We start from the raw sequence: 20,575 nt of genomic DNA, 5'->3' as shown, positions 1-20,575 counted from the left end.
AATTCAAGATGTTTTAGGAACAAATAATGAAAATGAAGTTTATAGCGCTTGCTGTATCCGCTGCTTTGCTCAGTGGTTGTAATGGAGATGATACAAAAACAGTCGAAGTCATCAAAGAAGTTGAGGTAGTGAAAGAAGTTGAAGTGAATCCAGCCTCTATTACGTCGGTGAAAAATGTCATCTTAATGATTGGCGACGGTATGGGTCCGCAACAAGTTGGCTTATTAGAAGAATATGCTCAACGCGCACCGAATTCTGTGTATAAAAGTAAAAACAATGAAACAGCATTATCAAAATTGGCTAATCAGGGCCATTTAGGTTTATCGTTAAACGCACCTCATGGACCATCAGGCAGTTTAGTGACAGATTCTGCATGCTCTGCCACGCAGCTGGCTACGGGTATAGCGGCAGGCTCGGAAATGATAGGGCTCGATACTGAAGGGAATAAAATCGCGACCATATTAGAAAAAGCCAAAGCGATGGGCAAGGCGACGGGCTTGGTATCTGATACGCGCATTACCCACGCAACACCTGCTGCGTTTGCTTCTCACCAGCCGCATCGCTCTTTAGAAAATGAGATTGCTGCTGAGCTTATTTCGTCGGGCAATGTTGATGTGATGCTCTCTGGTGGTGCTCGCGCATTTTTACCTGAGGGCGTTAATGAGAATGAAGCGCTCAAAGCACAATTAGATGAATTGGGTATGCCTGCAAGCGTGTATAAAAGCTCTAAACGAGAGGGGAGTGACAACCTTGTTATTCAAGCCAAAGAGCAATTTGGCTATAGCTTAGCATTTGATAAGTCGCAATTGGCCGACACTGAGGGTGAAAAGCTATTAGGTTTGTTTGCAAACTCAGGTATGGCAGATGCCATTGCATATAAACAATGCCAAGCTAACAACTCGTGTACGCAGCCTTCCCTTAAAGACATGACGGTTAAAGCGTTAGATATTCTGTCTCAAGATGAAGATGGATTCTTTTTAATGATTGAAGGTGGGCAAATAGATTGGGCTGGGCATGCCAATGATGCTGGCTGGATGCTTAACGAACTCCTTAAATTTGATGAAGCAGTCGAAGCTGTGTATGAGTGGGCCAAAGACCGGAATGATACGCTTGTGGTGGTGACGGCGGATCATGAAACTGGCAGTTTTGGCTTTAGTTATACAACGCATAACAAACCTAAAGAAGGCGTGCACTTACCCGGTGATGGCATGGGTGAGCACACTTATAAGCCAAAGTTTAACTTTGGCCCGCTAGAGCAGTTAGATAAACTATATGAGCAAAAAGGCACATTTTATGATGTGATGGCTGAAGTCAATTCGCAGACTAACTTTAGCAATAGCACTGATGAAGATTGGCAAAAAGCGATTCACAATCACACATCATATAAAGTGAGTACTGATGACACAGCGATTATGCTTGAGACTAATGGGGTCGATGATGAAAACAGACCTTACCCTGCTTTTTCTGATTTCTCAGACTTTTATGTGTATGGAAAAGAAGACTTTACCGGCAAGATTGGTCGAGTGCTTGCCAAGCACCAAAATGTTGTGTGGGGGACAGGCACGCACACTGCAGCACCTGTACCAGTTTACGCATTTGGGCCTGCAGGTGTCACTCAGCAATTCTCAACACTTCAACATCATGTCGATATTGCAAATAAGATGATGACCGCGCTAGGTGTCAACGAGTAACATATTCAATCCAAACGACCAAAGCCATCCAAGTTGATGGCTTTTTTGTTTAATGTCCTTGGGCTGTGAGATAGTTAATAAAGACAGTTTTTGGCAGCGGTTTGCTGTAAAAGTAACCTTGGCCAAAATCACAACCCGCTTGCTTTAACAGCTCATGCTGCGTAGCGGTCTCAATTCCCTCAGCAATGACTTTTAATCCGAGTTGATGTGCCATTAAGATCATGGTTTCACATAATACGAGGTCATTTTGGTTGTGCTCGATCCCATCCACAAAGCGCTTATCTATTTTTATGAACTCAGTATCCATTTGCTTCAGATATGCAAGTGATGAATAACCTGTACCAAAGTCATCTAAAGCGATAGAAAACCCTTGCTGAATAAGTTTGGTTAAGCGTTTTTGGCTGCGTCCTTCCCCTTGCATCATCAAGCCTTCGGTGATTTCGAGCACTAACATATCCGGCGTCAGTTGGTGTTTGGCAAGTTGCTGTTGCCACGCCAGTAAAGTGGTGTGCTTGGCACTAAATTGAATGGGTGAGACGTTGATACTCAGTTGTATTGGCCGATTTAAATCGCGAGTTTGCTGAAGTACATGGACAGCTTGATCAAAAGCTAATTCACCTAGCTGGTGGATCAGCTGGGTTTCTTCTGCCAAAGGAATAAACTCAGCAGGGTTTATCATACCTTTATCCGGATGCTGCCAACGGATCAGCGCTTCCGCTTTGGTGATTTTTTTTGTTTGCATCGAGACAATCGGTTGAAAATGCATTTCAAATTGATTTTGCGTTAATGCATGGCGCATGTCCTTGAGTAACAATATTCGTTGCTCAGCTTGCTCTCTAAGTTCTGTATTAAAGAGCGTAAAGCCATTTCTACCCAATTGCTTGGCTTTATACATGGCTTGATCGGCTGCTTTAAGCAATTGCTCTGTGTTTTCACCGTCTTCAGGTGCCAAGGCAATACCAATACTGGCGGCAATATGGCACACCTCACCTTCTAACGTAAAAGGGGTTTTAAGTGCATCAAGCACTTGTTGTGCAAAGTGTGTGGCCGCATGACGATCTGCGCAGCGATCGTAGATCAAGACGAATTCGTCACCACCAATACGGGTCAATCGCGCCCTTGCTTCTGTTTGTTTTTTTAGACGCTTGGCAATTTGCTTTAGCAGTAAATCGCCATAATAGTGGCCTAATGTATCATTGATGTCTTTAAAATGGTCTATATCTAGTAACAATACGGCGAAAGCGTGATTGGATAAACCAAATAACGTATTGAGTTGTTTCTTTAAACTGTTACGGTTTGGTAAGTCTGTCAGCTCATCAAAATGACTTTGTCGCCATAGTTGCTCATCTTTTTGTTTTTTGTCTGTGATGTCTGCAAAGATCCCAACGCGACGATACGGCTCTTCATGTTCATCATAAACCGTATCTATGGTGAGCCACTCGGTGTAAAGCTCGCCATTTTTACGTTTATTGATGATTTCACCCTGCCACTTACCCGTGGTGATAATTGATTGCCACAGTTGATCGTAAAAACTGGCATCGTGTTTACCTGAGCTGAGAATGGAGGTCGTTTTACCAATGACTTCATGTTGTTCAAAGCCGGTCACTTTGGTGAACGCAGGGTTGGTATCTAAAATATAGCCTTGGGCATCCGTAATAACCATGCATTCACTGCTGTTGTTGTAAGTCATTGCTGCGAGATTCAGTGCTTCTTCTTGCTGCTTCTTTTGACTGATATCACGCATGATGAGTATGGCTTCACCATTATGTTCAATGCGCTTGATTCGGATCTCAAAAACTTTGTGTTGGTTATTGTCTTTGTGAATATATTCAAAGTATGTGCTTGGTTGGGCTTGCAGCATGGCTAAGGCTGCTTTGATGCGAATATTAATATGCGTTGGAAAAATATCCTGAAGTGTGTCTTTGTTATTTACTCTATCGCCATGTTTATCCAAAATTTGCGCACTTTTGTTGAGCCTTAGGTAGTTATCAGGCAGCGCTTGGATAAGGGTACTCAGTTCCGCATGTTTATTGTGTGCGTTTGTTTCTGCGTGAAGTCTTACAGCTGCCATTTGGTCAAAGTGCGCAGCAAGCTCTGCAAGTTCTTTGGGCATGTCAGTGGCTTCTAATTTTTCAACCTTACCATTTGCGAGCGCACCAATAGCACGACTAAAATTTCTTAAAGGAACAAGCAAGGTGCGGTTTAATTGTGTTCGGGCAAGCCAGCTCAGCATCAATATTGTCAATAAGAAAAGCAGGGTGACCATGAAAAATTGGCTGTTTACTTCATGCAGCGCGTCATCAAATGGAAAGTCAAAATAAATGTTGAGCTCTGATTGTGGGGATTGCAATGGCAGTCTGAAATACACATGATTAAGCCCGTTTTCATCCTTCAGGGTCTGCACGGTATGCAGTTGTAGGTCATTGGGCCAGTCATCACTCACTGAACGCCCTAATGGCTTTTTTGAGTATGGGTATTCGGCAACGATTTGTGCATAATTGTCGGCGACCATGACACGAGTACCAATTGGCAAAGGTAAGTGAGACAGTGACTCACTCCAGTTAGTTAATCTACGTACGGCAAAAATCACCATTTCTAATTGATCATTTTTATAAACTGGTTGCGCAAAATTGAGTGTTTCAGTGTATACACTTCTATCTTGTTGATATTCACCAATACTAAATGCGCCCGTCGTAATTGCTTGTAAAAAGTAGGCGCGATCAGCAATGCTGATTGGTGCTTTGAGTGGATGTAATGAGCAAAAAACCTCGCCACTTGGTGTCGCTAAGCCAAAATTGGCGAACTCTTGATTTATCAATAGCGCATGACTTAGTAACGTGGGACACCCTTGTTGTTGCGTATCTAACAGTGCTGAATTCTTAGCCAGGTTTTGGAGCAATTGCTGAGCAGCAGTAATATTTACTCGCTGTAACGTCGCGATTTGGTTCGCAAAAAATAGTGCGTCTCGTTCTTTGCTATGAAGAATATCTGAACGTTGAGCGACTAAAAGTGCGAGTACTACGAGAAACCCTGGTATAGACAGTACAAGCATCAGTCTAAAAAAACGTTGTTTTATTGATGAATAAAGAATAATCAGGTCTCAATTTGTAAATACATGCATATGATAACCGCGACTTTGTAAATCACCAAATAACAGTGTGGCATATCTACTTTAAGATGTGATTTATATCTGCATAACACACTTATATATGAGTTTTTGGCTGGATATTTTTCATTCTTAGTATACTGATTCTGGACAAATTAAATATTAATTTTCACTTTATTCCAGATGCTTCCCACTTTTTACCACGTAGTTAAAAAACGTCTTTGAAAGCCTGATTTTTTCTAGATCTTAGCGTTTTTTCTAAAGGTGTCATAGCTTGACAAAACAGCTTGTCAAGCCCTAGACTTGTCAATTGTGGTAGAATGTGGGTTAAAGTGGATCAATTTGGATCAAAATGTACATTTCTTAGCTTGTGAGGTAGCGGCGATATGTTTCGCGGCGCGAACCTAATAAGCCTCGATGATAAAGGGCGCTTTTCGATACCAACTAAGTATCGCGATTCCTTGTTGTCTGAAGAAATGGGCACCGTTATTTGTACCATTGCGATAAATGAACCTTGCCTTTGGATATATCCATTATCTGAATGGCAGGACATTGAGGCTCGATTACAAAAATTATCAAATACAAACCCTCGGGTGAGAAGGTGGCAAAGAATGCTGTTAGGGCATGCTACTGAATATCAATTGGATAAAAACGGTCGCATTTTATTAGCACCGGCATTACGCAGTTATGCAAATTTAGGTAAGAAGCTGATGCTTGTTGGCCTACTAAATAAGTTTGAGATTTGGGATGAAGCACGTTGGAATGAGCAAATGCGACTCGATACAGAGATTGAGCGTAGTGGCGACGTGGAAGAAAGTTCAGATCTTGATGGTTTTTCTTTATAGAGTACAGGTGTAGCTCACAATTATGAGTTCAGAATTCGAACATATATCAGTGTTAATGGATGAAACGCTTGATGCACTGGATATTAAGTCCAATGGTATTTATATTGATGGCACTTTTGGCCGAGGTGGCCACTCGGGCCAAATTCTGAAGCGCTTGGGAGAGTCAGGGCGATTACAAGCCATTGATCAAGATCCTCAGGCGATCAAAGCTGCGCAAAAGTTTGCAGAAGATACTCGCTTTTCAATTGCACACAATCGCTTTTCTAATATTGCGCAAGTCGCTCAAGAAGCTGATCTAACTGGCAAAGTTGATGGTATTTTGCTTGATATTGGTGTGTCATCACCACAGCTAGATGATGCAGGCCGTGGTTTTAGCTTTATGAAAGATGGTCCGCTTGATATGCGGATGAACCCTGATGCAGGGCGCAGTGCTGCTCAGTGGCTAGCTGAGGCAGAGCTAGAAGATATGGTTTTTGTGATTAAAAAGTATGGCGAAGAGAAGTTTGCTAGACGCATAGCGCACAAAATCATCGAGACACGTGCAGAAACTGATATCACAACCACGAAACAACTGGCAGATCTCATTGACGAAGCTGTGCCGGTTAAAGATAAACACAAACACCCTGCTACTCGAACATTTCAGGCCATTCGAATCTATATCAATAGTGAGTTAGAGGAAATTCAAACGGCGCTTGCTGCATCGTTAGATGTACTTAAACCTGGTGGTCGTCTAGTTGTGATCTCCTTCCATTCACTTGAAGATAGGATTGTTAAACAATTTATCAAAAAGCAAAGTAAAGGAGAGGCTATTCCGAGAGGCTTACCACTGACGGATGATCAAATAAATAAAGATTTAACGTTAAAAGCCATTGGCAAGGCAATCAAGCCTAGCAATGAAGAAATTAAGCATAACCCAAGGGCGAGAAGCTCTGTTTTGCGTATAGCTGAGAAACTCTAAATGGCAAAGCCTGCACAACGTCAACCTCAGCTATTTCTGGAGATTTGCCAAGTGCTCTTGGCAAATAAGCTGACGTTTTTACTGCTAGTGAGTGTATTTGTGTCGGCACTGATCGTGGTTCAAATTACACACTCAACGAGACAGCAATTGATTTTGCAGGACAAGTTACTTCAACAAAGGGATGAGCTAGATCTAGAGTGGCGCTATCTATTGGTAGAAGAAGAGTTTTACTCACAGCACGCAAGAATTGAAGAAATCGCGAAAACACAATTAAAAATGTTGCGTCCCACGAGTAAAGAAGAGCAGGTTATTGAGTTGCCATGAAGAACAAAAATAAACCGACGCAAAACTTAATAGCGTGGCGCTTTGTACTTGTATGCGTGATGTTGGTGTCAGTGTTTTTAGCTTTGATTGCCAGAGCAGCTTACTTACAGGTGATTGAGCCTGATAAAGCGCGAGAAGAAAATGCCAAGCGCACAGTTAGAAAGGAAACGTTACATGTTCAGCGTGGCATGATCTACGATCGCAATGGCAAAGAGCTTGCCGTGAGTGTCCCAGTTGTCAGCGTTTATGCGGATCCTTATGCATTAGATAAAGCATTGAAAAAGCGAGTTTTACGGCAAGCGAGAAAAAATCGCGAAGATCATGTTGCACTTGCAGATAATGAAGTTGTGCTTAAAGAGCGTACTCAAGCACTTTATCAAGCACAGGCGCGTTGGCGTGAACTCTCTGATGTATTGCAACTGCCTACTGAGCAAGTGAATCACAAATTACGTGGTAACGCTAAACGTAGGTTTGTTTATTTGAAGCGACAGGTGACGCCTGCTGTTGCAAAATACATTCGCCAAATGCGCTTACCTGGGATTCACCTGCTTGATGAGTCGAAACGGTTTTACCCAAGTGGTGAGATTGCCGCTCATGTGTTAGGCGTAACGAATATTGATGGCATTGGTATTGAAGGTATCGAGAAACGCTTTGACTCTGCATTAACGGGGACAGAAGGTTTGCGAACAATACGCAAAGATGCACAGGGGCGTGAGGTACAAGTGCTTTCAGAAGAAGAGCGCGTTGAGCCAGAAGATATTCATCTTAGCATCGATCATCGTATTCAAACCATCGCTTATGTTGCTTTAAAATCTGCAGTATTAACGTATCAAGCCACTTCAGGCTCAGCAATGGTGGTGGATGTGCATACTGGCGAAATACTCGCGATGGTGAATAGTCCGAGCTTTAACCCAAATGATATGAGTACAGCAGCGCCTTACAAGCGCAGAAATCGTGCGATCACTGATTTATTTGAGCCGGGCTCAACACTCAAACCACTGGCAATTCTGGCGGGGCTTGAGTACGGCGCGATAACAGCGGATGAAACGATTGATACATTCCCTGGGTGGATGCGGCTTGGTGGAAGCCTAGTAAAAGATACGCGTAATCATGGTAAAATGTCATTGCGTGAAATCCTCAAAGTATCGAGCAATATGGGCGTCGCAAAGATCAGTCAAAAGCTACCGAAAGATTACTTTGTTGGTATGTATCAAAAAGCAGGGTTTGGTGAAGACACTGGCACCATGATGATTGGAGAAAGTTCAGGCTTATTTTATCCAAACAGAAGGTGGTCGGATTTTGAAATAGCCACATTGTCATATGGTTATGCGGTGTCTGCCAGTACTGCTCAAATTGCAAGGTTATATGCAACTATTGGTGCTGGTGGTATTTCTAGGCCACTAACCATTCTTAAGCAAGATGAACCCCAACCAGGAGAGCGTATTTTCAAAGAAGAAGATACAAAAGCAGTCATTACTATGATGGAGTCCATTTTTGAAAAAGGCGGCACGGCATCGATGATTAAAGTGGATGGTTATCGTGCTGCGGGTAAAACGGGTACATCTGAAAAAGCCATTGCTGGTGGGTACGGTGATGAATATGTCGGCTATTTTGCGGGGGTTGCTCCTGTGAGTGATCCGCGTTTGGCTGTTGTCGTGATGGTGAATGAGCCCGGTGGTGATGTCTATTATGGCGGTCAAACAGCGGGCCCTGTCTTTGCTGAAATCGTCTCTAATTCATTACGTATGTTAAATGTCGCACCTGACAAAGATCGTGTGGCGTATATCTCAGGAAAAAATGATGATGCGTGACTTAACTGAAGTACTCAAAAATTTTGGGGTAGTGAGTCCACAAATATTTGTAAATGCATTGCGTTTAGATAGCCGAGAGGTGTCCGAAGGGGATTGCTTTATTGCCATTTCAGGGCATCAATTAGATGGCACGAAATTTATTTCAATGGCTGCCGAGCATGGCGCAGCATGCGTTTTAGTTGATGAGCAAGCCGATGTCGATGCGATATCAATACCTATCATACGCATTGCGCAGTTGAAGAAAAACCTAGCTCGTATTGCAGCGCTGTTTTACCAAACGCCAAGTGCGGCGATGTCTGTGGTAGGAGTCACTGGCACGAATGGTAAATCGACGACGACTGCGATGATCGCGAGTTTGGCAGCACAGTGTGGTACTCCCAGTGCTGTGATAGGGACATTGGGTTATGGTGCACCAGATGCATTAACCCCTTTACACAATACAACACCTTCCGCAGTTTTATTGCAGCAGATTTTCAGTGAGTTGCAGACTGATTTTAATCAAGTGGCTATGGAAGTGTCATCTCATGGGATTGTTCAAGGTAGAACTGAGCAGGTTGAATTTGACGTCGCGGTGTTCACTAATTTAAGCCGTGATCATTTAGATTATCACGGTGATATGGACAGTTATGCGAAAGCGAAAAAGCGTCTATTTACTGAAAGTTCAGCGAAATACAAAGTGCTCAACATCGATGATATGTATGCCCGACAATGGTTAGGGGATCTCGCATTAGATGAGTGTATCGTATATGGACAAAAGCCAGATTCTCATTCATATCAGCACTACGTTTTTTTTCACCAAGTGGTGTGCGATCAAAATGGTATTTCTCTAAAGCTTGATACTTCTTGGGGCGACGCAGAGATCACTACAAATTTGTACGGGCTGTTTAATGTTTATAATTTAGCAGCAGCGATTGCCGCACTATTGGTACAAAATTACAAACTGACGAAGTTGAAAACAGCTGTGGCTAAGTTAGAGCCAGTCGATGGTCGCATGCAAGCATTTAGATCATCAGGGTTCCCAACTTGTATTGTAGATTATGCACATACCCCAGAAGCGTTAGAGCTTGCATTGAAAGCACTACAACAACATGTTCCTGGAAAAGTAAGTTGCGTATTTGGTTGTGGTGGAGACCGAGATAAAGGAAAAAGACCATTAATGGCCAAGGCTGCTGAGCAATTTGCTGACACTGTGGTCATAACCTCTGATAACCCTCGAAGTGAAGATCCAAACACAATAATAGATGACATTAAGGCTGGGCTCAGTGAACCTGAGTATGCTGTGTCACAACCAGATAGAGAGCAAGCCATTCGATATGCAATCAAACACGCTGATCAAGACAGTGTAGTATTGATCGCTGGAAAAGGGCATGAAGACTATCAAATTATAGGAAATCAAACGCTGAGCTTTTGTGATAGGAGTTTGGTGAAATCAATATTACAGGGGGAAAGTGCATGATCAAGATGGATTTTTCTTGGCTTGCAGAAGTACTTGAGGCCCCTTTTTGTGGGCAGAATTTGGCGGTTGCCAACATAAATACAGATACAAGAACAATAACCGATAATGAGGTTTTTTTAGCACTAAAAGGTGCTAATTTCGATGGCCATAAATTTGTTGAACAAGCAAAGCAAAAAGGAGCAATAGCGGCAATTGTTTCAGAGCCTGTCGATGTGGATATTGTGCAATTTATTGTATCGGATACACGTAAAGCTCTGGGAGAGTTGGGTCAAGCAGTGATGCAACACGTCGCTCCAAAGACAGTGGCGATAACTGGTAGTGTGGGGAAAACCACAGTAAAAGAGATGACCGCAGCTATTTTATCTAGACGCGGTAAAGTGCTTGCTACCAAAGGCAATTTCAATAATGACATTGGCGTGCCTTTGACATTACTTCGTTTATCAGAAGATGACGAATATGCGGTGATAGAATTAGGTGCAAACCACATTGGTGAAATTGCTTACACTAGCGGCTTAACGAAACCTGATGTGGCTGTGGTATGCAATGTTGCGCCGTCTCATTTAGAGGGATTTGGCTCTATTGAAGGTATTGGCCAAGCAAAAGGCGAAATCTTTGGTGGGCTTAAAGACCAGGGTGTGGCGATTATAAACTGTGATAGCGAGTTTGCGCCTATGTGGGAAGCCAGTCTGGGCCAGCAGTCTATTAAGCGCTTCTCAATGCAAGATAAATTGGATGTGTGGGCGGAAGGCATTCAGTTAGATGAATTTGGCTGTGCCGAGTTTACGCTTTGTACAGAGAAAGCAACTCAGCAAGTGAAATTGGCGCTACCAGGCAAGCACAATGTGATGAATGCAGTGATTGCCGCATCGCTTACTTTACCATTTGGTACTTCGTTGCAAGATATCGCTATTGCATTGAAAGACATGCCAGTCGTAAAAGGGCGAGTGAATGTGATAGATGTTTCAAGCGCGTTACGTGTAGTGGATGATACTTACAACGCCAATGTACGCTCAGTGAAAGCCGCAATTGAATTATTAAAAGACATGCCTGGTACTCGCGTATTAGCGCTAGGTGACATGGCTGAGTTGGGTGAAGAAGCAAGGGCTTACCATCAAGAAGTGGGCGAGTTTGCCCAGCAGCAAGGTATTGATGCGGTGTTCACTTTAGGGGTATTGAGTCGCTATGCAAGTCAAGTATTTGAGCAGCCTAATCGTCACTTTTCAACACGTGAACATATGCTTGAGGTACTTTCCCAATTTATTGAAAACGAGACAAGCCAATGCACTTTGCTTGTAAAAGGATCGCGTAGTGCCCGCATGGAGCTATTGGTCGCTGATCTTATTTCAGCGCATACAAACTCAGAACGTGGGGACAGATAATGTTAGTTTGGTTAGCAGAGTATTTAACGCAATACTACAGTGGATTTAATATCTTTTCCTATTTGACCGTACGCGCTATTTTAGGGATCTTGACCGCCTTACTTATCTCATTGTATTTCGGTCCAAAGCTTATTCGTGCTTTGCAACGTATGCAAATTGGGCAAACTGTGCGAGATGATGGCCCTGAATCACATTTGTCTAAATCTGGCACGCCAACCATGGGTGGTCTGCTTATTTTGGCAGCGATCTTCGTCAGTTCCTTGATGTGGGGCGATCTAAGCAATAAATATGTGTGGGTAACCTTATTTGTGATCGGCTCTTTGGGTATTGTTGGCTTCGTTGATGATTACAGGAAAGTGATACGTAAAGACAGTAAAGGACTCATTGCTCGATGGAAGTATTTTTGGCAATCGGTTATTGCCATCTCTGTCGCTGCATTTTTATATTCAACCACTACGTCGCCTGAAGAAACGTCTTTGGTTGTGCCTTTTTTCAAAGATGTATTGCCACAGCTTGGGCTTTTTTACCTCGTCATGAGTTATTTTGTGATAGTGGGTACGTCTAACGCAGTGAACTTGACCGATGGCTTAGATGGATTGGCCATTGTACCGACTATTTTAGTTGCTGCTGCGCTGGCGATCATTGCCTATTTAACGGGTAATGTGAACTTCTCAAATTATCTCCACATTCCTCATTTACCATTGGCGAGCGAACTCGTTGTTGTTTGTACGGCTATTGTGGGCGCAGGACTTGGGTTTTTATGGTTTAACACTTATCCAGCTCAAGTTTTTATGGGCGATGTTGGTTCGTTAGCTCTAGGTGGTGCGCTTGGGATCATAGCAATTTTAGTTCGACAAGAGTTGGTGTTGGTGATTATGGGTGGTGTATTTGTAATGGAAGCGCTATCTGTAATCTTACAAGTGGGCTCGTATAAGCTTCGAGGGCAGCGTATTTTTAGGATGGCACCAATACACCATCATTATGAACTTAAAGGATGGCCAGAGCCACGTGTTATTGTGCGCTTTTGGATCATTTCTTTCATCTTAGTATTAGCTGGTTTGGCGACGTTAAAGATAAGATAAATGAGTTATTTAGATTCGTTGAAGCAAAAAACAGTGACAGTACTTGGGCTCGGTATATCGGGCTTAGGTACCGTACGCTTTTTACTACAACATGATATTGTGCCAAAAGTTGTGGATACGCGTGCTGTGCCGCCCGGTGCCGATTGGCTAGCCCATAATGCCCCTGATTGTGAGGCGGTATTTGGCCCTCTTGCCGAGGGCGCTTTAGTTGATACCGATGTGATCATTATTAGTCCTGGGATCCCGCTATATGATAGGTATGTCGCAGAGGCAATTGCACATGGCGCAGAAGTCATTGGTGATGTTGAGCTATTTGCTCGTTTAAACTCAACACCGGTAGTTGCGGTAACAGGCTCAAACGGTAAATCAACGGTCGTCAGTCTTGCTCATGCAGTGTGTCAATCAGCAGGGTTAAAAGTTGGCTTGGGTGGCAATATTGGTACTTCGGTATTAGAGCTGCTTGAGCGTGATCTTGATGTGATCATATTAGAGCTTTCTAGTTTTCAACTCGAAACAACTGATAGCCTGAAGTGTACCAGTGCGATGATCCTGAATATCACAGAAGATCACATGGATAGATATCCTGATTTTGATGCTTATTGTGCGGCGAAAAAACGTATCTATCAGCAAACTGAGTGTTTAGTTTACAATTTAGAAGATGAAAAAACGTTTTTACCACATACGCATGCAGTGAGCGTTGGGTTGGGCAATGCAGATTATTGTCTCACAGACACGCCAAAGGGGTCTTTCTTTAGTGTGTATGGTCAACCGACTTTAGCTGTTGAGCATTTGGCCCTGTCAGGAAAGCATAATCAATTTAATGCGCTGGCAGTCATGGCGCTATTGTCCCCATTTAAAATCAATCTCCAAGCTTTTAAGGATGCGTTTTCAAGCTTCACAGGCTTGTCGCATCGCTGTCAGTTAGTCGCAGAGGTTACTGGGGTTAAATATTTTAATGATTCAAAAGCGACCAATGTCGGTGCCACGGTGAGTGCACTTGAAAGCCTATATACTGATGCCAATAAGATTATTTTGATTGTAGGCGGAGACGCTAAAGGCGCTGATGTGAGTCCACTTGGCCTGCCAATCCAAAAGTACTGTAGAGCAATTTATTGCTTTGGCAAAGATGGTGCTTTGTTTTCGTCTATGCACACGCACAGTCATCTTGTTACGTCTTTACATGAGGCTGTAATTGGCGCAAGTCAGTTGGCGCAAGCAGGCGACATTGTGCTCTTAGCACCAGCTTGTGCAAGCATTGATATGTATCCAAATTACATGGCTCGCGGTGATGAGTTTTGCAAGTTGGTTGAGGAGCTATAAATGATTGCGACCATCAACCTGAAAGGCATTTTTGAGTTTAAGAAGTCAGATACTCTATTTGATTTACCTTTACTTTACGCCATGTTATGCCTAATCGGAGTTGGGTTTGTGATGGTCACAAGTGCCTCTATGCCAGTTGCAGAGCGCTTATTTGATAACCCTTATCACATCATAGTGCGTCACGGCATGTTCTTGTTTATGGGGATGATCTTATTTTGGTTAAGCACCTCTGTATCCATGATGTGGTGGAAGCGCTTTAATCCTTATTTGTTATTACTCGGTGTATTGATGCTGATTTTGGTCTTGATCATTGGCCGTGAAGCAAATGGGGCAAGAAGATGGATCCCAGTTGGTCCCGTCGGTATACAAGCTGCAGAAGTCGCAAAATTGTTTTTTATCAGTTACATCGCAGGCTACTTAGTACGTAAGCGAGATGAAGTACAAGAAAATATCAAAGGTTTTGCAAAGCCTATCGTGGTATTTGCTGTGTATGCTTTTCTCATTCTAATGCAGCCTGATTTGGGCACTGTGGTTGTTATTTTTGTGACTACCGTTGGCTTACTATTTCTTGCAGGTGCAAAGCTTTGGCAGTTTTTTGTGCTGATGCTGACAGGTGTTTTTTTAGTGATTATGCTGATTATCTTTGAGCCTTATCGTATGGCTAGGGTTGTAGGTTTTCTGGAACCTTGGAAAGATCCTTTTGGCAAAGGTTATCAACTTGTTCAGTCTTTGATGGCCTATGGGCAAGGCGGTTGGTTTGGCCAAGGCTTAGGTAACAGTGTGCAAAAGCTACAGTATCTGCCAGAAGCGCATAATGATTTCATTTTTGCCGTGATAGCTGAAGAGCTTGGTTTCATGGGTGTTGTTTGTGTGCTGTTAATGTTAGGGACCTTGGTTTTTAGAGCCCTTATCATCGGTCAGCAAGCACTGAAATCACAAAAAGAATATGAAGGCTATTTGGCGTTAGGAATTGGTATTTGGTTTGCATTTCAAACCTTGGTTAATGTAGGAGCCAGTGCAGGTATGCTCCCGACAAAGGGGCTGACATTACCGTTTGTTTCTTATGGCGGATCAAGTTTACTGGTGATGACTATTGCCGCTGGGCTATTACAGCGCATAGATTTTGAAACCAAAATGTCGACAAGGCAAGCAACATCGAGAGGCAGTAAGCGATGAGCAGGCGATTATTAGTAGCTGCTGGCGGCACTGGCGGACATATTTTCCCTGGTATTGCTGTTGCAGAAAACTTAAAACAACTTGGCTGGGAAGTTTCTTGGGTTGGCACTGAAGATAGAATGGAATCGCAAGTGGTGCCAAAACATGGAATTGAGATTGATTACATTAAAGTAAAGGGGCTAAGAGGCAATGGTATTAAGCGCCTTTTGAAAGCACCTATTATGATACTGAAAGCCATTTATGCTGCGAGAAAAATCATTAAAACTCAAAAACCTGATGCGGTTCTCGCAATGGGTGGGTATGTGACTGGACCGGTTGGTATTGCGGCAAAAATGTTGGGCGTACCACTTATCATTCACGAGCAAAATGCTGTGGCTGGTTTGAGTAATCGGTTGCTCGCCAAGCTCGCAACTCGTGTTTTATGCGCATTTAACGGCGCATTTGCTGGCAAGCAACATGACGTAGTGGGCAATCCAATTAGAGAGTCTGTTGCACAGATTAAAGTTAGACCTGTTGCGCAGCAAATAAATTGTTTAGTGGTAGGTGGCTCTCTGGGGGCAAAGGCCCTAAATGACGCACTGCCAAGTGTCTTTTCATTATTAAGTCAGTCGACTGGAAGAGCACTATCTGTTTGGCATCAAAGTGGCAAAGGCAATGGAGAGTCGGTGACCCAAAGTTATTCACAAGGTGAGTTTACATATAAAGTCACTGAGTTTATCGAAAATATGGATCAAGCCTATGAATGGGCTGATATGATAATCTGCCGCGCTGGCGCTTTAACTGTCAGTGAAGTGGCTGCGGCAGGAAAAATGGCGGTGTTCGTACCCTTGCCTCATGCTGTCGATGATCATCAGACATTAAATGCGCGGGCGTTAGTTGATGAACATGCGGCACTAATCATGCCGCAACAAGAATTAAATAAGACAAGTATGGTGACGCTGTTAAAGCCATATTTTGACGAGCCACACTTAATTGAAGAAAAAGCGAAGCGGGCTAAAATGTGCGCACAGCTCAATGCGACTAAGTCTGTGGTCGAAATAATTGAACAAGTTACAAGTTGAAGAGAAAGTTGTGAAAGAGAATAAATATCGCCGAGCTATGAGACGCATCAATACCATTCATTTTATTGGAATTGGCGGTGCGGGTATGGGCGGTATAGCGGAAGTGTTAGCCTATGAAGGTTACCGGATCACAGGTTCAGATATCGCACAAAATGCGATGACAGAACGTTTATTAAAAGTTGGGGCTGAGATTTTTATTGGTCATGATGCTGCGAATGTCACTGATGCTGATGTGGTCGTTGTGTCTAGTGCAATTGATACGGCAAACCCAGAGATTGTTGCTGCACAACAGGCGCGTGTACCTGTTGTAAGACGTGCAGAGATGCTAGCAGAGTTAATGCGTTTTAGACACGGTATAGCTGTTGCTGGCACACATGGTAAAACAACGACGACGAGTCTAATTGCAAGCATTTTTGCAGAAGCACAGCTTGATCCAACATTTATTATTGGCGGACTACTCAATAGTGCTGGTAGCAATGCAAAAGTTGGAAGCAGTGACGTACTGATCGCTGAAGCTGATGAAAGTGATGCGTCATTCCTTCACTTACAGCCAATGGCGTCTGTGATCACAAACATTGAAGCTGATCATATGGATACGTATGGCGGTGACTTTGAAAAGCTCAAAGATACCTATATCGACTTTATACATAATTTACCTTTTTATGGGTTAGCTGTGGTATGCATTGACTCACCTGTGGTAAGGGAGTTATTACCAAGATTTGCAAGGCCAACCATCACGTATGGTGAAAGCGAAGATGCTGACTACCGCATGGTTGATTATGTACAGCATGTAGAAAGTTGTCGTTTTACTGTGATTCATAAATCGGGCTTTAGCATAGACATCAGATTGAATATGCCGGGTAAACATAACGCGTTAAATGCAACAGCTGCCATTGCGATTGCAAGAGATCACGATATCGAAAATATGGCGATACAAGTCGCGCTAAAAGAGTTTGCTGGAATAGGGCGTCGTTTTCAGCATTATGGCACGTTTAATAATGACTCTGGGGAAGTGATGTTGGTGGATGACTACGGACATCACCCATCAGAAGTTGCCGTCACTATTCAAGCTGCGCGTGCAGGGTGGCCAGATAAAAGATTAGTTATGCTTTACCAACCTCATAGATACACACGTACGAGAGATCTGTATGAAGAATTCGTTAAAGTGCTTAGCGAAGTTGATCAATTGATTTTGTTGGATGTTTATTCTGCAGGTGAATCACCTATTGTGGGAGCAGATAGTAAAGCCTTATGTCGCAGTCTAAGACAGCGCGGAATTGAGCCCATCCATGTAGCAGAACATACTGAATTAATGAATGTTTTAGCAGATGTAATCGAGGATAAAGATTTAGTGATTACTCAGGGGGCAGGTAATATTGGCCAGATTGTTAAGCAATTGGCTGCCACTGAGTTATCTAAGCAAAAGTTGAAAGCGGAGAATCAATGAGTCAATTTGGTAAAGTAGCCGTTTTACTTGGTGGCAACTCAGCAGAACGCGAAGTGTCTTTAGCTTCGGGAAAGGCGGTTGTAGACGCACTGAAAAACCAAGGTGTTGATGTTATTGCATTTGACCCAGCGCAGCGTAGCATTTCTGAGCTTACCTCACTGAATGTGAAGCGTGTATTTATTGCTTTACATGGCAGAGGGGGAGAAGATGGCACGGTGCAAGGAGCGCTTGAGTTTATGGGGATCCCTTATACTGGCAGTGGTGTGTTAGGTAGTGCATTAGCGATGGACAAAATTCGCTGTAAGCACTTGTTTGAGTCTGCCAAACTCAGTACGGCTAAATATGCTGTTGTAGATAAACACAGCGGATACGATGCTAAAGCAATTATTAATGAGCTTGGCGAGGTCATGGTAAAACCAAGTCATGAGGGCTCTAGTGTCGGTATGGCAAAGGCGCATGATGAAAACTCATTAATTGCGGCATTGAATGATGCTTTTAAGTTTGACAATCAAGTATTGGTTGAGCAATGGATTGAAGGGCGTGAGTTTACTGTCAGTATCTTTGATGGTCAGGCACTTCCGGTTATCGAAATGCGTACACCACGTGGGTTTTATGATTATCAGGCAAAGTATAAAGAAAATACGACAGAGTATATTTGCCCTGCAGAATTGACACCTGCTTATACCGAACAGCTTCAAGTGATGTCGTTACATGCATTTGAACTAGTTGGTGCAAGTGGTTGGGGACGAGTTGATGCAATGCAAGATGCAAATGGACAATTTTATTTATTAGAAGTAAATACAGTACCTGGGATGACAGAAACATCTCTGGTACCTAAAGCGGCTCAATCACAAGGTATTAACTTTGAGCAGTTAGTCGTTCGCATTTTGGAGCAAACGTTATAATATGCGCTCGAATATGAAAAAAGCGTTTATTGCGATAAAAGGTCTTAATTGGCCACGCGCATTAGGAGTTAGCTTTTTTCTCGGTGTTGTATTGATGTTGGTGCAGAGTGTTTATTGGGTGAGTGATTGGCTGGTTGAACATAGAGATGCACAAATTAAGACATTAACTGTGTTAGGAGATCCTCTTTACACCGAGGAGAGAGACATTGTTAATGCGATAAAAAAAACGGATTTAACCAGCTTTTTCCAATTGAATGTAAAAGCTGTTCAAGCTGCTGTAAGAGACTTGCCTTGGGTTGCAAGTGTATCTGTACGTAAACAGTGGCCTGATACAATTCAAGTTTATGTGGTTGAACATAAACCGGTTGCCTATTGGAATAGTGACTCACTGTTAAATACAAATGGTACACTATTCCAAGCTGACAGTAATAAGCTCTCTGCGAGTCTACCTCAGCTGTATGGACCTGAAGGAAGCGAAGGAGAAGCTTGGGAAACATTTTTGCAGTTAAAAGAGATGCTTGCAGTTAATTCATTTGAGTTAACAAGCTTGGCTTTATCTGAGCGTTTTGCTTGGCAGTTGTGGCTAAAAAGTGGCATCAAGCTGAATTTAGGTAGAGAAGAAAAAGCCAAAAGAGTGCAAAGATTCATAGATGTGTATCCGTTGTTAAAAAGACCTGACGGAGCACTGCTTGATGTGATTGATTTGCGTTATGATACAGGGCTGGCGGTGAGCTGGAGATACCCTCAGGTACAAGAGAAAAAAGATAAGAGTAAAGCATGACCAAGTCAGCAGAAAGAAACTTAGTGATAGGGCTGGATGTCGGCACTGCAAAAGTAGTGGCTACCGTCGGTGAGATCACATCTGATAATCAATTAAGTATTGTTGGCGTTGGTAACCAAGTTGCGCACGGTATGGATAAAGGTGGTGTAAACGACCTTAACTTGGTATCTGACTCAATTAAGCGAGCGATCGACGAAGCTGAGTTAATGGCTGATTGCAGAATTAGCTCGGTGTATTTGGGGATATCTGGTAAACATATTCAGTGCCAGAATGAGAGTGGTGTTGTTGCAATTAACAATGCCGAAGTAACAGATGATGATATTGCTAATGTGATTCACATTGCACGCTCTGTTCCAATTTCAGCAGAACGTAAAATGTTACACTCTCTGCCTCAAGAGTACAGCATTGATATGCAGGAAGGGATTAAAAATCCACTCGGTATGAGTGGGGTTCGGATGGAAGCTAAAGCACATATCATTACTTGTTCAAATGATATGGCTAAGAATATCGAGAAATGTGTTGAACGGTGTGGTTTAGAAGTTGACCAACTGACTTTTACGGCTTTGGCATCCTGTTACTCGGTTTTAACTGAAGATGAAAAAGAGCTGGGGGCAGCCGTGGTTGATATCGGTGGGGGTACCATGGATATCGCGATTTATGTCAATGGGGCGTTACGCCACACTGCAGTCATCCCTGTTGCTGGCAATCAGGTTACTGGAGATATTGCAAAAATTTTTAGAACACCGCTCTCACATGCAGAGTCTTTGAAGGTACAATACGCATTTGCTAGCAGTCAAATGGCCAGTGTTGAGGAAACCATTGAAGTACCGAGTGTGGGGGGAAGACCTTCGCGTATAATGTCGCGACACACATTGTCGGAAGTGGTTGAGCCAAGATTTAGAGAGCTATTTGAATTAGTTCAAGAAGAAATTCGCCGTTCAGGGTTTGAAGACCAAATTGCGGCTGGGGTTGTCATGACAGGTGGCAGCGCCAAAATGAAAGGGGCACTGGAAGTGGCTGAAGACATATTTCAGATGCCTGTAAGGATAGGAAAACCTGTTGGGATCACAGGATTAACAGATTATGTTGATGATCCGGCATATGCAACAGCGGTAGGTTTGTTACAATATGGCCGAACGCTGCAAGCCAAAAATGCACAAAAGGCGAAGGTAGATGCCGAAGATGGTTGGTGGAGCCGAGTAACAAAATGGTTCCAAGGTGAGTTTTAAAGCT

The 20,575-nt window shown here is 43.1% G+C and carries 16 protein-coding genes; 15 read left to right on the top strand and 1 reads right to left on the bottom strand.

Going from position 1 to position 20,575, the window contains the following annotated elements:
* Positions 1-26: 26 nt before the first annotated feature.
* Entirely contained in the window at positions 27-1,691 is a 1,665-nt protein-coding gene (locus QNM16_RS20715) for an alkaline phosphatase (protein WP_284022190.1), read from the top strand.
* Between the two features lie 49 nt (positions 1,692-1,740).
* Here QNM16_RS20715 and QNM16_RS20710 read toward each other — a convergent pair whose 3' ends face one another.
* Entirely contained in the window at positions 1,741-4,743 is a 3,003-nt protein-coding gene (locus QNM16_RS20710; RefSeq protein WP_284022189.1) for a bifunctional diguanylate cyclase/phosphodiesterase, read from the bottom strand.
* Between the two features lie 440 nt (positions 4,744-5,183).
* Between QNM16_RS20710 and mraZ the strand changes: the two genes are divergently transcribed.
* The 14 genes from mraZ to ftsA are packed head-to-tail and all read left to right on the top strand — an operon-like array spanning position 5,184 to position 20,571.
* On the top strand, positions 5,184-5,642 hold the full coding sequence (gene mraZ / locus QNM16_RS20705; RefSeq protein ID WP_284022188.1) for a division/cell wall cluster transcriptional repressor MraZ: 459 nt from the start codon (positions 5,184-5,186) through the stop codon (positions 5,640-5,642).
* A gap of 22 nt (positions 5,643-5,664) precedes the next feature.
* Entirely contained in the window at positions 5,665-6,600 is a 936-nt protein-coding gene (rsmH, locus tag QNM16_RS20700; protein ID WP_284022187.1) for a 16S rRNA (cytosine(1402)-N(4))-methyltransferase RsmH, read from the top strand.
* Entirely contained in the window at positions 6,601-6,924 is a 324-nt protein-coding gene (gene ftsL / locus QNM16_RS20695; protein ID WP_063361405.1) for a cell division protein FtsL, read from the top strand.
* The gene (locus QNM16_RS20690) at positions 6,921-8,735 is read left to right on the top strand and encodes a peptidoglycan D,D-transpeptidase FtsI family protein (protein ID WP_284022186.1); all 1,815 of its coding nucleotides are present in this window, start codon (positions 6,921-6,923) and stop codon (positions 8,733-8,735) included. The genes ftsL and QNM16_RS20690 overlap by 4 nt, the downstream gene beginning before the upstream one ends.
* Positions 8,728-10,191: a UDP-N-acetylmuramoyl-L-alanyl-D-glutamate--2,6-diaminopimelate ligase gene (locus QNM16_RS20685; RefSeq protein ID WP_284022287.1), complete on the top strand. Its 1,464-nt coding sequence runs from the start codon at positions 8,728-8,730 to the stop codon at positions 10,189-10,191. Before QNM16_RS20690 ends, QNM16_RS20685 begins: the two co-directional genes overlap by 8 nt.
* Positions 10,188-11,570: a UDP-N-acetylmuramoyl-tripeptide--D-alanyl-D-alanine ligase gene (locus QNM16_RS20680; protein WP_284022185.1), complete on the top strand. Its 1,383-nt coding sequence runs from the start codon at positions 10,188-10,190 to the stop codon at positions 11,568-11,570. The genes QNM16_RS20685 and QNM16_RS20680 overlap by 4 nt, the downstream gene beginning before the upstream one ends.
* Positions 11,570-12,652 carry a phospho-N-acetylmuramoyl-pentapeptide-transferase gene (mraY, locus tag QNM16_RS20675; RefSeq protein ID WP_284022184.1) on the top strand — a complete coding sequence of 361 codons (1,083 nt, stop codon included), beginning with the start codon at positions 11,570-11,572 and terminating at the stop codon, positions 12,650-12,652. Before QNM16_RS20680 ends, mraY begins: the two co-directional genes overlap by 1 nt.
* On the top strand, positions 12,653-13,972 hold the full coding sequence (murD, locus tag QNM16_RS20670) for a UDP-N-acetylmuramoyl-L-alanine--D-glutamate ligase (RefSeq protein ID WP_284022183.1): 1,320 nt from the start codon (positions 12,653-12,655) through the stop codon (positions 13,970-13,972).
* Positions 13,973-15,148: a cell division protein FtsW gene (gene ftsW, locus QNM16_RS20665; protein WP_284022182.1), complete on the top strand. Its 1,176-nt coding sequence runs from the start codon at positions 13,973-13,975 to the stop codon at positions 15,146-15,148.
* Positions 15,145-16,209: an undecaprenyldiphospho-muramoylpentapeptide beta-N-acetylglucosaminyltransferase gene (gene murG, locus QNM16_RS20660; protein ID WP_284022181.1), complete on the top strand. Its 1,065-nt coding sequence runs from the start codon at positions 15,145-15,147 to the stop codon at positions 16,207-16,209. Before ftsW ends, murG begins: the two co-directional genes overlap by 4 nt.
* A 37-nt stretch (positions 16,210-16,246) precedes the next feature.
* Positions 16,247-17,656, top strand: a complete 1,410-nt coding sequence (gene murC, locus QNM16_RS20655; RefSeq protein ID WP_284022286.1) for a UDP-N-acetylmuramate--L-alanine ligase — start codon at positions 16,247-16,249, stop codon at positions 17,654-17,656.
* Positions 17,653-18,561, top strand: a complete 909-nt coding sequence (locus tag QNM16_RS20650; RefSeq protein WP_284022180.1) for a D-alanine--D-alanine ligase — start codon at positions 17,653-17,655, stop codon at positions 18,559-18,561. The genes murC and QNM16_RS20650 overlap by 4 nt, the downstream gene beginning before the upstream one ends.
* A gap of 1 nt (position 18,562) precedes the next feature.
* Positions 18,563-19,342, top strand: a complete 780-nt coding sequence (locus QNM16_RS20645) for a cell division protein FtsQ/DivIB (protein WP_284022179.1) — start codon at positions 18,563-18,565, stop codon at positions 19,340-19,342.
* Entirely contained in the window at positions 19,339-20,571 is a 1,233-nt protein-coding gene (gene ftsA, locus QNM16_RS20640; RefSeq protein ID WP_039608215.1) for a cell division protein FtsA, read from the top strand. The genes QNM16_RS20645 and ftsA overlap by 4 nt, the downstream gene beginning before the upstream one ends.
* Positions 20,572-20,575 lie beyond the last annotated feature (4 nt).

It is taken from the genome of Pseudoalteromonas umbrosa, from assembly GCF_030125375.1.
Lineage (GTDB): Bacteria > Pseudomonadota > Gammaproteobacteria > Enterobacterales > Alteromonadaceae > Pseudoalteromonas > Pseudoalteromonas umbrosa.
Note: the sequence above shows the minus strand (reverse complement) of the source record. Positions and strands in the feature narration are given on the sequence as shown.